Raw genomic sequence first — 12,731 nt, forward strand, 5'->3', positions numbered from 1 at the left:
AATTTTCGCGGTGATCGAGTTGAGCAGAGGTCGACGGACGGCGGCGTTGGTCGCACTGGCACTGGGTGGCGTCGCGATCGGCCTGACCGAGTTCGTGGCGATGGGCCTGCTGCCCGACATCGCGCGCGATCTGCTCTCCCAGGAGTACGCCCAGTCGTCGTCGGGCGCGGTCGCCCGCGCGGGCTGGATGATCACCGCGTACGCGCTCGGCGTGGTCGTGGGCGCGCCCCTGATCGCCGCGCTGAGCGCGCGTCTGCCCCGTAAGAAGCTCGTCCTCGGGCTGCTCGTGTTCTTCGCCGCTGGCACGGTCGCGTCCGCGATCGCCCCCACCTTCGACCTGGTGCTGGTGGCCCGGTTCGCGGCGGCGCTGCCGCACGGCGCGTACTTCGGAGCGGCCGGACTGCTCGCGGCGACGCTGATGGGCCCCGGTAACGAGGCCCGTGGTTTCGCCATCGTGCTCAGCGGCCTGACCGTGAGCAACGTGGTCGGCGTACCCCTCATCACGCGGCTCGGGCAGACGGCCGGCTGGCGTGCCGCCTATCTGGTCATCGCCGGTGTCTTCGTGCTCACCCTGCTGGCGGTGCTGGCGGTCGTCCCGGAGGTGGCCGCCGCGGTCGACGGCTCGCCGGCCGCCGAGTTGCGGGCGCTGCGAACACCGCAGGTCTGGCTGGTCGCCGTGACAGGCGCTGTCGGTTTCGCCGGGTTCTTCGCGGTGAACACCTACATCGCACCGGTCACCACCGACGTCGCCGGTCTCTCGGCCGCGACGGTGCCGTGGGCGCTTGTCGCGGTGGGTCTCGGCATGACCGTCGGCAATGCCCTGGGCGGCTGGTTCGCGGACCGCGACCTGCGGCGGAGCATGGTCATCGGGTTCGTCGCGATGATCGTGAGCATCGCCGTGTTCAGCCTCGTCGCGTCGACCCCTGTCGGCCTGTTCGTGGGCGCGTTCCTGGTCGGCGCGACCAGCCTCTACCTCGGCCCGGTCCTGCAGGCGTGCCTGATCACCGCTGCCCCGGGAGCGCAGCTGATGGGCGCGGCGGTCAACCAGTCGGCCACGAACATCGCGAACAGCCTGGGCGCAGCCCTGGGCAGTGTCGCCATCACCGCGGGGCTCGGATACCTCGCACCGGCCCGGGTGGGCGTTGTCCTGGCGGTCCTCGGGCTGGCCCTGGGAGTGGTCAGCTTCGCCGCCGGGCGACGCGTGCATGAGCGGGTTCCGGCCACCGCCGCGAGGTGAGGCGGCCGGACCGCTCGGGGCAGGCGATCAGAAGTCGTCGACGTTGACCGTCACCCGATGGGCGCTCGATCTCCAGTTGGGCACGGTGATCACGTCGTACCCGCCGCCGCGTTGACCCACGGTGAGCCGCACGAGGCCCAGATGCGCCGGGGTCGCCGGGATGAACACGTCTATTCCGGTGATGAAGGTCTGGCTGAAGAACTCCGGCAGCGGTGCGGTCAGATCGGTCACGCCGTCGCTGCCGTCGTCGAAGGCGAAGATGCCGATCGTCCGCTTGACGCGTGGGGCGTTGGCCGCGTTCAGGACATCCCTGCCGTTGATCCACAAGTTGTCGCCGGCATCGCCCTGGTCGCCCCACCATTCCTTCTGGCGTTGGATCGTCAGCGCCGTGTGCCGGTCGCTGGTGTCGACCAGTGCGCTCAGACCCTCGCCCGGCGTGCTCGTCGCCAGCCGTAGGAACGAATCCGAGCGCAGGAACGGCTGGAAGTAGAAGTGGTGCGTCGCGGCGCCGGCGCGCACGATCGCGAACTCGTAGCGGGCCGTGGCGAGCACCGCGAAGGGGCCGAACGCGCCATCGCCACTCAGGGGCACCCGATGCGCCGGCCGGTGCGACAACCGACCGCCGGTCAGGGGGTTCACCGGGTAGACCTCAAGAGTCGCGTCGGTGACGCCGACGTTGCTCGGGAAGAGCACCGCGCGGCCGGAGACCCGCGCCGTACCGAAGAGTTGCGGCACGATCCGCGTCGTCTGGGGCGCGCGACCCTGAAGGAAACCGAAGATCTCGCTGAACGACTCCGGTGACGACACGGTCTGGGTGTGGGACTGGTCGGGGAGGTACACGTTGGTCGCGCCGACGATGGCGCGGGCCGGGTCGCCCTCACCCCAGATCGCGAGGGTGGGCACACCGCCCGGCGGGGAGGTGGCGGTGCGCCCGTCCAGATTCACGTAGTGCGCGACCCGGGCGGCGCGCGCCGGTGAGCTGGTGAGATAGCCCTGCATGACGAAGGTGCCCAGGGAGTGTGCGAGCAGGTCGACCTTGTCCGTGCCGGCCGTCGCCAGCAGGCGGGAGATCCGCGCGTCGAGGCCCGCGTACACCTGGGGCAGGATCGCCGCGATGTTCGGTGAGTCGTACTCGTGCGCTTCGATGATGTCGATCGGGTAGCCGTTGCTGGCCAGGCGTTTGGCCTGGGACTCGAACTGCGACGCCGATCCGGCACTGCCGTGCACGAAGATCACTGGACGGTACGTCGGTGCGGTGGCGGCTTCGGCGGCGCGGGGGACGGGGGCGACGGACAGGCTGACGGCGAGCGCGACCCCGGCCAGCACGGAGAGCAATCTGCGGCGAGACGTGTGCATCGGTCCTCCACCTTGAGGGACGAAGTATTTGCACTACTAGCGCAAGTATCGTGTCAGGGTGGGGCGCGACGGTCCACACCTTGCTGTGGGCCCTCGGTCAGCCGACCTCTTTGGCGAGCAGGTCCCCGACGGCGGCGCGGACCGGATCGGGGTTCGACCAACTCCAGTTCGGGTGCGCTCGGTTGGTGAGCAGGGCGAGGACGAGTTTGCGGTTGGGGTCGACCAGCAGCGAGGGGCCGGCGAAGCCGGTGTGGCCGAAGGTCCGACTCGAAGCGAGCCTGCCCATGAACCAGGTCTGGTTGAGGACAACCCCGAGGCCGTGCGCGGCGGTCCGGTTGGGCCGCTCGGGGTCGACGGCGGGCTTGCCGGCGTTGTGGTTGGTCAGCATCTGGCGCACGGTCGCCGCGGCGAGGATCCGCTTGCCCTGGTGAATCCCCCCGTTGAGGAGCATCTGCCCGATGGTGGCGAGATCGGTGGCGGTCGCGAAGACTCCGGCGTGACCGGCGATGCCGCCGAGGTGGTTGGCGACGTCGTCGTGGACGGTGCCACGCAGCAGGCCCCGAGACGAGCGGGCGTCGGTGGCGACGAGGCGGCTGGCCTTCGCGTTGCTCGACAGCCAGGTGTTGGGGTTGAAGCCGGTGTCGCTCAGGCCGAGCGGGCCGGTGAGGTTGCTCTTGAGCGCCTGGTCGAGCCGCTGACCGGTGACCTTCTCGACGATCTTGCCGGCGACCATCAGCCCCACGCTGGAATAGCGGAACGTGTCCCCGGGCACGGCGCCGGAGATCAGCCCGGTGGTGAGCACGGCGTTCCAGCGTGCCGCGTTGTCGGCGAGGCCGGTGACCTTGGCGCCGACGGGGAGGCCGCTGGTGTGGGTGAGCAGCATCTCGACGGTGATCCGCTCCTTGCCCGCCCCGGTGAAGGTGGGAAGGTAATCGCGGACCAGGGCACCCAGCTCGACACGCCCTTTGTCGACCTGCTGCAGCAGCAGGACGGCCGTGTAGACCTTCGTGACCGAGGCGAGGTCGAAGATGGAGTCGGGGCGCATCGCAACTCGCTTGCTCGCCGGGAGGAGCTTCGGCCCCGCGCCGTAGCGCAGCGCCTCCCCGACCGCGGTGTGCACCGTCGTCTTCCCGTCAACCAGGACGACAGCGACGGCACCCGGGAAGCCCTTGTGCGTAACGGTCTGGGGTGTGGCGGGCAGTTGCTTGCGGAGCAGCGCGGTCACCCCCGGCGCGTAGCGCGCCTGGCCAGCCGGCGCGACACCGCCGTTCGGGGACGCGGTGGTGCTCGGCGCGCCGGAGGGCGGGCTGGTGTTCCCGGCCGAGCCGAACCCCACCCGGTTCCCGGCGGCGTCGGTCGTGGTCACCGCGTCGCCGGGGCCGGCCGCACCGGGCCCCGGCGCGCCGTCGTCACCGCAGCCGGTGAGGGCGGAGGCCGCGGCGGCCAGGCCGGCCCCGAGCAGAGTACGACGCGCAACGGGCATGCCGGAGATGGTGACAGTTGACATCGACGCGCGCCACCGACCCGCCCGAACGTCGATCGCGCTGCCCCATCAGGCGACACACCGTTACGGGACGGGCACTGTCAGTTGGCGTTCAGTGGTGTGCGACGATCGACGGGCGTCACGTCGAACGACCATTCGTACCCCTTGGAGAGCACGATGTCCCTCTCCCCATCCCGGATCTTCGCCGAGCTGAACGCGGTGCGCCCTCCCGCGCTGCCGTCGCCGATCATGGGCACGGCGATCGTGGTCGGCGGCAGCGTCGCCGGTTTGCTGGCCGCCCGCGTGCTGTCCGACTACGCCGACAGCGTCGTCATCATCGACCGGGACGACCCGCAGGTGACCGGCGCGCGTCGAGGCGTACCCCAGGGGACGCAGCTGCACGCGCTGCTGCCCGGCGGCTTCTTCCAACTGGAGCGCCTGTTCCCGGGTTTCCGCGACCAGGCCGTGGCCCGTGGGGCGGTCGAGGCGCCACCCACGGCCAGGCGGAACTACCTCGACGGTCGGCCGAGGGTCGTCGTCCCCGACGACGCCGACACCCTGGCGGGCAGCCGACCCCTCCTGGAGGGCCTGATCCGCCAGCAGGTGCTCCGCCTGCCGAACGTCAAGACGGTCACCGCCCGTGCCACCGGCCTCGTGTTCGACGGCACCGCGGTCAGCGGCGTCCGTTACGACGTCGGTGGGGTGCCCGGCGTCGAGAGTGGTGACCTGACGGTGGACGCCATGGGGCGTTCGAGCAAACTGTCGGCCTGGCTGGAGCAGGCCGACTGGGACCGGCCCGTCACGCGACGGATGAGCGTGCACCTGAACTACGCGACCGCCCAGTTCCGACGCCCAGCGGCGACGCCGGCCTCGACGGTCGTCCTGGCGCTGCACACCGCGAAGACCGCCTCGGACGTGGCCGGCGCCGCGTTCTTCGCCATCGAGGATGGTCGGTGGATGGCCATGATGGCCGGATACGGCGACAACCGCCCCGGCCACACCGCAGAGGATTTCGTCCGCCGACTACGGGAGCAGTTTCCACCCGAGTTCGGCGATGTCGCCGGCCAGGAGATGCTCGGCGACGTCCAGACCTACCACCATGCCGACAGTCGACGACGGGACTTCCACGCGCTGAAGCGGTTTCCGGCCGGGCTCGTCAGCGTCGGCGACGCCGTCGCGTCCTTCAACCCGGTGTACGGCCAGGGAATGACGGCGGCGGGCCTGCACGCGGCCTGCCTGTCGACGTACCTGCGGTCCGGCCCGGATCTGACCCAGCCCGCGCACCAGTACCTGGCCCTGCAGAAAGTCGTGGTCGACGCCGCATGGTCGACGTCGACCTCCGCCGACCTGGCGCTACCCCACGTCGACGGGCCCTACCCGCGCGGCTACCGGATCACGAGCTGGGCCAGCAGGCAGATCATCGCCGCGACCGTCACGGACCTGCCGACCGCGCGACGGTTCAACGAGGTCGTCTCCATGCGGGCGCACCCACTGTCCCTGGCCAGGCCGGGGGTGCTCCTCGGCGCCGTGCGGGCCAACCGCCGCGCACGCTGACGGTTGGCCCGTCCTGAGCCAATGGCCGACGGCGAGCAGTTGATCCGACTAGCGGGGCAGCTTGCGCAGGATGTCGACGACGAAGCGGTGGTCATCGAGCTGCGGAAGACCGGAGACGCCCACCCAGCCCACCACGCCGGTGCCCCGTACGCGCAGGGGCACCGCGCCCCCGGCCGCCGCGTACCGGGAGGCTGGCAGACTGAATCGCTCTGCCAGCGTCACCTGCTTGTCCTGGCACAACCGGGCCATGTACAGCGACGAGTGCTCGAAGCGCATCACCACCCGCCCCTTGCGACGCAGCCACCCGTCGTTGTCCGCCGTCGACCCCGGCAGGCCACAGTGGAACAGCTGACGCCCGGCCCGCCACACGCCGACCGAGACCGGCAGCCGCTGTTCACTCGCGGCGGCGACGGCGAGCATTCCCAGCTGGTACGCGTCCGTCTCGGACAGGCCGGCGAGCTCCAGCTCGGCCTCCTCGCGCAGCAACTCGTCAAGCGTCGGCCACGGTTCACGGTCAACTGACATGGGTTTCTCCTCGTTCAACGGTGGCAAAGTCGGTCACCAGGCGCAGGGCGCGTAGTCCTTCAGGAAACAGCCGTACAGGTCCTCGCCCAGCTCGCCGCGGACGATCGGGTCGTACACCCGGGCCGCACCGTCGACCAGGTCCAGCGGGGCGTGGAAGCCCTCGTCGGCCAGCCGCATCTTTGTCGGGTGCGGCCGTTCGTCGGTGATCCAGCCCGTGTCGACGCTGGTCATCAGGATGCCGTCGGTCAGCATCTCCTGCGCGCTGGTGCGGGTCAACATGTTCAGCGCGGCCTTGGCCATGTTGGTGTGCGGGTGCCCCGGACCCTTGTAGCCGCGGCCGAACTGGCCCTCCATCGCCGACACGTTCACCACGTATTTGCGGCGGGCCGACGCTGCGGCCATGGCCGGGCGGAGTCGGCTGACCAGCACGAACGGCGCGGTGACGTTGCACAGCTGCACTTCGAGCAGCTCGACGGGGTCCACCTCCTGCACCCGCTGGACCCAGCTGTTGACCGAGTCGAGGTCGGGCACGAGACCTCCGGCGTCGATGGCCGTGGACGCGGCGATCCGTTCCGGCGAGGCCGAGCCGCTGGTCAGGGCGAGCGCGGTGAGCGCGTGTGGGGTGAGCGCGGTCGACTGCGGCCCGGCGGTCAGGCTGCCGACCGGGCCGCCCTGGCTGTCCGGCTTGGCGAACGTGATCAGCTCCGGCAGCGGGCCGTCCGGCAGGGCCGCGGCCTCCGCGGCGATGAGCTGCGCGTACGCCCCGGGGGAGCGGCGGACGGTCTGCGCCGCGTTGTTGATCAGGATGTCGAGGGGGCCCTGGCTGCTGACCGAGTCGGCGAGGGCGATCACCTGGGCGGGGTCACGCAGGTCGATTCCGACGATGCGCAGGCGGTGCAGCCAGTCCCCGCTGTCGGGCATGGCCGCGAACCGGCGGACCGCGTCGTGCGGGAAGCGCGTGGTCACCGTCGTGTGCGCGCCGTCGCGCAGCAACCGCAGCGCGATGTACATGCCGATCTTCGCCCGGCCGCCGGTGAGCAGCGCGCGCCGGCCGGTCAGGTCGGTACGGGCGTCGCGGCGCTCCCGGTTGAGCGCTGCGCAGGACGGGCAGAGCTGGTGGTAGAAGGCGTCCACCTCGCGGTAGCGCTGCTTACAGACGTAGCAGCCGCGCGGATTGTGCAGGAACCCGGCCGTCTCGCCCGCCGCGGAGGACGCGAGGGGGATGCCCTGGGTCTCGTCGTCGATCCGGCCCGGGGCACCGGTGGCGGTGGCTTCCGTCACTGCCCGGTCGGCCGCGAGGATGGCGTCTCGCCGTTCCTCGCGTCGTCGCTGCTTGATCACCTTGTAGAGGCGTGCGGTTGCCCGCTGCACCCGCACCACGTCGGGGTGGTCGGAGGGCAGCTCCTCCAACGCCTCGAAGACGCTGAGGCAGGCCTCCAGCCGGTCTCGGTCAATGCCGTTTTGACCGTTTTCGGTAATGTTGTCCACCGTCATGCGTCTGTGTCTCGTCCCGTTTCCCGTGCCGGATCCAGCCGGCCCGCCCCAAGTCCGACCCGAAACTGTACGCACCGCGCGGTCCTCACCGCACCCCGCGCTCGCCGTGCGGCCTGAGCAGGGTCCGCGTTCAGTCGGTGTCGGCGCGGCCAAGACGCCAGTAGCCCATGAAGGCCACCGCCCGCCGGTCCAGGCCCCGCTCGGCGACCAGGTGCCGGCGCAGGTGACGGATGACGCCGGCCTCTCCGGCCAGCCACGCGTACAGCGGTGCTGCGGCCACCTCGTCGGGCACCTCCCACAGGATCTCGGTGTCGACGTCCACGTCGGGGACCGGCTGGGCGGCAGGCGTCGTGCCCGGGGCCAGCAGTTCGCCCGCCGCGTCGGCGACGGCGGGCACCAGCCGGCTGCCGTATCCGCTGACGCCCCGGGAGAGCCAGCGCACGTCGACGCCGGGGGGAGCCACCAGGGGCAGCACGTCGTCGGCGTCGGGCACCTCCAGGACCACCGTGCCCCGGGCGGCGAGGGGAAGCCGCTCGCAGATGGCGCTGATCGCCGGCACGGCCGTTTCGTCCCCGGCCAGCAGCAGGGTGGCCCCCGTCGGCGGTCGGAACTCGACCCCGCCGTGGTCGCCGTCGTAACCGGCGTCCGGCCCGACCATGGCGATGTGGTCCCCGGCGTCCACCCGCCGAGCCCAACGCGTCGCCGGGCCGCTGTCACCGTGCAGCACCAGGTCGACGTCGACCTCGGCCAGGTGCGGTCGGACCGCCCGCACGGTGTATGTGCGTATCGGGTTGCGCAGGTGCTCCGGCAGGGCTCGCCACTGCGCGTACCAGTCCGCTCCCTCTGGCAGGGTCACCCCGTGCTGACCGGGCAGCGGCAGCGCCAGCTTGATCCGCTGGTCGTAACCGTTGTCGGCGAAGCGGTCGAGGTCTGCCCCGGTGAAGGTCACCCGGGCGAAGGACGGGCTGAGCCGGCGTACCGCGCGCACGGTGACGGCGAACACGCGCCACGGCGCGATGGGCAGGGTCGTGGTCATGGTGCCTCTCTGGGTTCGGGCCGGCGTCTACCGGGTGTTGTGCGCCACGGCGCGGGACCGCCACAGCAGCCAGACGAAGTACGGGGTGCCGATCATGGCGGTGACCAGGCCGGCGGGGATCTGGGCCGGAGCGATGACCGTCCGGCCGAGGGTGTCGGCGATGCTGACCAGCGCCGCGCCGAGCAGGGCGGCCACCGGGAGCACCCGGGAGTGCCGCCCGCCGACGAGGGCCCGGGCGGCGTGCGGGGCGACCAGGCCGACGAAGCCGATGACCCCGACGGCCGAGACCGCGGTGGAGGTGAGCAGCGCCGCCGCGCCGAGCGCGACCAGCCGGGTGCGTTCCAGCCGGACGCCCAGCACCCGGGGGGTGTCGTCGTCCAGCGTCACCAGGTCGAGTTCGCGGCGGGCGGCGACCACGGCCGGAGTGAGCACCAGTAGGGCGATCAGCACCGGGAGCACCTGGGTGGACGTGCGGCCGTAGGTGGAGCCGGACAGCCAGGTCAACGCCTTTCCGGTGTTCCACGGGTCGAAGGCGACGATCAGGTACGTGATCAGGGCGATGCCGCCCTGCCAGGCGCCGAAGCCGATCAGCACCAGTCGGTCCGAGCTCAGGCCGCCGCGCCAGGCCAGGCCGTAGACCAGGGCGAAGGCCAGCATCGCGCCGAGTCCGGCGACGCCGGAGACGGCCCACACACCGGCCAGCGGCACGAAGGTGAGCAGTGCGACGGCGCCGAGCCCGGCACCGGCGGTGATGCCGAGGATGCCGGGTTCGGCCAGCGGGTTGCGGCAGACGGCCTGCACGGTGGTGCCGGCGATCGCGAGCGCCGCGCCGGCCAGGACCGCTGCGGCGACGCGTGGCCACCGCTGGTCCAGCACGAACGTGTACGCGGGCCCGGTGGTGCCGTTGACCCAGTTGACCAGGTCACCGAGCAGCACGAAGGTGTCACCGGCGAGCATGCCGACCGCCACGGCGCAGACGGTCAGCACGGCGGTGACGGCGACGACGCCGCGGTGGAAGGCGGCGGAGCGGACGGCCGCGTGACCGCCGGGCGGGCGGCGGGTGGGCCCCGCGTCGCGGTGCCGGCGGGCCAGCCAGATGAGGATCGTCGCGCCGAACAGGGTGGTGACCACGCCGGTGGGAATGTCGACCCCGGCCTGTCCACCCAGGACAGCGCGCAGCAGCACGTCGGAGCCGAGCACGATGATGACCCCGGCGATGCCGGACAACGGCAGCAGGATGCGGTGCCGGTGCACCCCGGGCACCACAGGGGCGAGTAGCCGGACGATCACCGGGGCGCACAGCCCGACGAAGCCGACCGGGCCGGTGAGGGTGACGGCCGCGGCGGACAGCAGCACGGCCAGCACGGTGACGACGAGTCGGGTGCGCCGCACGTCGAGACCGAGGACGGTGGCGGTGTCGTCGCCGAGGGCGAGGATGTCGAGGCGGTGCCCGAGTAGGACCAGGACGATGGCGGAGCCGACGATGATCGGGGCGAGCTGGGTCAGCGCGGTCAGGTCGCTCTGCACCAGCGAGCCGTTTCCCCAGGCGAACAGCCCGATGGTGGCCTGCTCGAACAGGAGCAGCAGCAGGGTGGTCACCGACCCGAGCGCCAGCGCGGTCGCCGAGCCGGCGAGGATGAGCCGGGTGGTGCCGGCCTGTCCTCCGGCGGACATCGCCATCACCAGGCCGGCGGCGGCCAGTCCTCCGCAGAAGGCGAGGCCGCCGGCCGGCAGCGCGGGCAGCGAGACCCCGAACGCGGCGATCGAGACGATCGCCAGGTGGGCACCGGCGTTGACCGCGAGGGTGTCGGGGGAGGCGAGCGGGTTGCGGGCGATCGACTGCAACGCGGCTCCGGCGAATCCGAGCGCGACGCCGATGGTCAGCCCGGCGAGCAGGCGGGGCAGCCGGGAGGCGATCAGGACGCGGGCCGCCTCGTCGTCGGTGCCGGTGACGAGCCGCAGTAGGTCGAGGGGTCCGACGGTGGAGGTGCCCTGGGTGAGGTGCACCGCGCCCACCACGAGCAGCAGGAGGATCACGGCGACGAAGACACCGACGACGCGGGGCGCGGTCGGGTGCCCGCCCGGAGCCGGCTGGGTGGCCTGCTCCGGGCGTGCGGGTGCGGTCAGCAGGGTCATGCCGTGTAGGTCTTGAGGAACTCGTCGATGTACTGCTTGCCGGAGAGCGGACCACCGAAGGTCCAGATGCCGTCGGGCATCTTGTGCAGGTTGCCCTGCCGGACGAAGGGCAGCGACTTCCAGATCGCGTTGGCGGCGAGGCCGTCGGCGAACACGTCGGTGCCGTCGGAGGCGTTGTAGAACAGGTGCAGGTTCGGATCCTTGAGGACGGTCATACCTTCGACATCGGTCTGGCCGAGGCCCCACGCCTCATCGGTCCTGCCCGTCCAGGCGTTGGTGAGACCGAGCTGGATGCCGATCTGCGAGACGAGCGCACCCGCGCCGAACATCCGGATGCTGACGGTGCTGCCCTCCTTCCAACCGTCGGCGATGGCGAACGGCCGGCCGGCGGCCCCGGCGTCGGCGATCTTTTTCCTGCCGTCGGCGATGGCCGCGTCGAAGTCGACGAGCAGCTTCTCCGCCGCAGCGGTCCTGCCGACGGCCTTCGCGATCATGTTGAGGTCCGCGCGCATCCGGCCGAGGTTGTCGGTGGCGTCGCTGCCCTTGGCGACCACGACGGGCACGTACTTCTCCAGTTGGTCGATCAGGTTGGCGGTCCCGTCGCCCTCCATCACCACCAGATCGGGCTGGAGAGCGACGATCGAGTCGACGCTCGGCTCGCCGCGGGTGCCGACGTCCTTGACGCTCGGGTCGAGCTTGGCGGCGGTGACCCACGTGCCGTAGCCCTTGGGGTCGGCGACGCCGACGGGCATGACACCCAGGCTGACCAGCATCTCGACCTCACCCCACTCCAGGCCGACGACCTTGGTTGCCGGGGCCTTGAGGGTGACGGCCTTGCCGCGGCTGTCGGTGACGGTGACCGGGCCGCCGGCCGGCGACGGGGAGGATGCGGGGGCCGCGGCGTTCTCGGTGGTGCCGCAGGCGCCGAGCGTCAGCGCGGCCACCACGGCGATGAGGGCGGTGAAACGGGTACGGGTCATCACGAACTTCCTCTGGCTGTGGATCGGGGTGTCGTTCAGACCGGGACGCGGGTCGAGTGCCGCCCCAGGGGGCGGGTGGTGACCAGTCCGCTCTCCGGATCGCTGGTCACCTCGATGCGAATTCCGTAGGTCTCGGTCAGGGCGTCCTCGGTGAGGACGGTGGTCGGGGTGCCGGTGGCGCGGACGCGGCCCTGGTGCAGCAGAACCACTTCGTCGGCCACGGCGGCTGCCTGGTTGAGGTCGTGCAGCACGACGCCGACGGCGACGCCGTGGTCGTCGGCGAGGTCACGCACCAGGTCGAGGATCTCCACCTGGTAGCGCAGGTCGAGGAATGTGGTGGGCTCGTCGAGGAGCAGCACCGGGGTGTCCTGGGCCAGGCAGGTGGCCAGCCACACCCGCTGCAGCTCGCCTCCGGAGAGTTCGTCGACGGGACGCTCGGCCATGGTGGCGACGCCGGTGACATCCATGGCGCGGGCGATGGCGGCGGGACCGCTCGGATCCTCGGCGCGCCAGCGCCCCCGGTAGGGGTGGCGGCCATAACCCACGACGTCACGGACGGTGACCCCGCTGGGCACCGGTCGGCTCTGGGCGAGCAGGGTGACCCGACGAGCGAACTCCCTCGACGGGAGGCTGGCGGATGCGACGCCGTCGGCGAGGTGAACCAGGCCGGCGTCGATCGGATGCAGCCGGGCCAGGGCCCGCAGCAGGGTGGACTTGCCGCTGCCATTGGGACCCACCAGCGCGGTCACGGCACCCGCGCGAAGGCCGATCACGGCGTCGTGCACCACCGGCACACCGTGATAGCCCAGACGGAGATCGACGCCGGACAGGCTGTACTCCCCGTTGGCCGACGCCAACTCGCTCTGCATGAAGTTAGGCTAACCTAACTAAATGGCGACGTGTCAAGCCGGCCGAGCGTCCGAGGCCAGC

The 12,731-nt window shown here is 71.5% G+C and carries 10 protein-coding genes; 2 read left to right on the forward strand and 8 right to left on the reverse strand.

Translation table 11 applies throughout. From position 1 onward, the window contains the following. Positions 1-10: 10 nt before the first annotated feature. Positions 11-1,237: an MFS transporter gene (locus JOD64_RS28740; protein ID WP_204945120.1), complete on the forward strand. Its 1,227-nt coding sequence runs from the start codon at positions 11-13 to the stop codon at positions 1,235-1,237. 27 nt (positions 1,238-1,264) lie between these two features. Here the strand turns inward: JOD64_RS28740 and JOD64_RS28745 are convergent, their stop codons facing one another. Both JOD64_RS28745 and JOD64_RS28750 read right to left on the reverse strand, forming a co-directional pair. Beyond that, positions 1,265-2,593 carry an alpha/beta hydrolase gene (locus JOD64_RS28745; protein WP_204945121.1) on the reverse strand — a complete coding sequence of 443 codons (1,329 nt, stop codon included), beginning with the start codon at positions 2,591-2,593 and terminating at the stop codon, positions 1,265-1,267. A gap of 97 nt (positions 2,594-2,690) precedes the next feature. Beyond that, on the reverse strand, positions 2,691-4,076 hold the full coding sequence (locus JOD64_RS28750; protein WP_204945122.1) for a serine hydrolase domain-containing protein: 1,386 nt from the start codon (positions 4,074-4,076) through the stop codon (positions 2,691-2,693). Between the two features lie 177 nt (positions 4,077-4,253). Between JOD64_RS28750 and JOD64_RS28755 the strand changes: the two genes are divergently transcribed. Continuing rightward, a complete protein-coding gene (locus JOD64_RS28755; RefSeq protein WP_204945123.1) occupies positions 4,254-5,630 on the forward strand; it encodes an FAD-dependent oxidoreductase in 1,377 nt (458 codons plus the stop codon). 48 nt (positions 5,631-5,678) lie between these two features. Here JOD64_RS28755 and JOD64_RS28760 read toward each other — a convergent pair whose 3' ends face one another. The 6 genes from JOD64_RS28760 to JOD64_RS28785 all read right to left on the reverse strand — a co-directional run bounded on the left by JOD64_RS28760 (position 5,679) and on the right by JOD64_RS28785 (position 12,670). After that, positions 5,679-6,155, reverse strand: a complete 477-nt coding sequence (locus JOD64_RS28760; RefSeq protein WP_204945124.1) for a heme-degrading domain-containing protein — start codon at positions 6,153-6,155, stop codon at positions 5,679-5,681. Between the two features lie 33 nt (positions 6,156-6,188). Further along, on the reverse strand, positions 6,189-7,649 hold the full coding sequence (locus JOD64_RS28765; protein ID WP_204945125.1) for an SDR family NAD(P)-dependent oxidoreductase: 1,461 nt from the start codon (positions 7,647-7,649) through the stop codon (positions 6,189-6,191). Positions 7,650-7,779: 130 nt separating this feature from the next. Then, entirely contained in the window at positions 7,780-8,685 is a 906-nt protein-coding gene (locus tag JOD64_RS28770) for a siderophore-interacting protein (RefSeq protein WP_204945126.1), read from the reverse strand. Positions 8,686-8,712: 27 nt separating this feature from the next. After that, positions 8,713-10,821 (reverse strand): iron ABC transporter permease, encoded by a 2,109-nt coding sequence (locus tag JOD64_RS28775; protein WP_239559707.1) that lies wholly within the window; start codon positions 10,819-10,821, stop codon positions 8,713-8,715. After that, positions 10,818-11,801 carry an ABC transporter substrate-binding protein gene (locus JOD64_RS28780; RefSeq protein ID WP_204945127.1) on the reverse strand — a complete coding sequence of 328 codons (984 nt, stop codon included), beginning with the start codon at positions 11,799-11,801 and terminating at the stop codon, positions 10,818-10,820. Before JOD64_RS28780 ends, JOD64_RS28775 begins: the two co-directional genes overlap by 4 nt. 35 nt (positions 11,802-11,836) lie before the next feature. After that, complete coding sequence (locus tag JOD64_RS28785; RefSeq protein WP_204945128.1) at positions 11,837-12,670, reverse strand: ABC transporter ATP-binding protein; 834 nt, start codon at positions 12,668-12,670, stop codon at positions 11,837-11,839. Between the last annotated feature and the right edge of the window lie 61 nt (positions 12,671-12,731).

The organism is Micromonospora luteifusca (assembly GCF_016907275.1).
Classification (GTDB): domain Bacteria; phylum Actinomycetota; class Actinomycetes; order Mycobacteriales; family Micromonosporaceae; genus Micromonospora; species Micromonospora luteifusca.

Excerpts from the sequence above, each read along its gene's own strand:
- JOD64_RS28745 (WP_204945121.1), bottom strand. The coding sequence starts at position 2,593 with ATGCACACGTCTCGCCGCAGATTGCTCTCCGTGCTGGCCGGGGTCGCG.
- JOD64_RS28750 (WP_204945122.1), bottom strand. The coding sequence starts at position 4,076 with ATGCCCGTTGCGCGTCGTACTCTGCTCGGGGCCGGCCTGGCCGCCGCG.
- JOD64_RS28755 (WP_204945123.1), top strand. The coding sequence starts at position 4,254 with ATGTCCCTCTCCCCATCCCGGATCTTCGCCGAGCTGAACGCGGTGCGC.
- JOD64_RS28760 (WP_204945124.1), bottom strand. The coding sequence starts at position 6,155 with ATGTCAGTTGACCGTGAACCGTGGCCGACGCTTGACGAGTTGCTGCGC.
- JOD64_RS28765 (WP_204945125.1), bottom strand. The coding sequence starts at position 7,649 with ATGACGGTGGACAACATTACCGAAAACGGTCAAAACGGCATTGACCGA.
- JOD64_RS28770 (WP_204945126.1), bottom strand. The coding sequence starts at position 8,685 with ATGACCACGACCCTGCCCATCGCGCCGTGGCGCGTGTTCGCCGTCACC.
- JOD64_RS28775 (WP_239559707.1), bottom strand. The coding sequence starts at position 10,821 with ATGACCCTGCTGACCGCACCCGCACGCCCGGAGCAGGCCACCCAGCCG.
- JOD64_RS28780 (WP_204945127.1), bottom strand. The coding sequence starts at position 11,801 with ATGACCCGTACCCGTTTCACCGCCCTCATCGCCGTGGTGGCCGCGCTG.
- JOD64_RS28785 (WP_204945128.1), bottom strand. The coding sequence starts at position 12,670 with ATGCAGAGCGAGTTGGCGTCGGCCAACGGGGAGTACAGCCTGTCCGGC.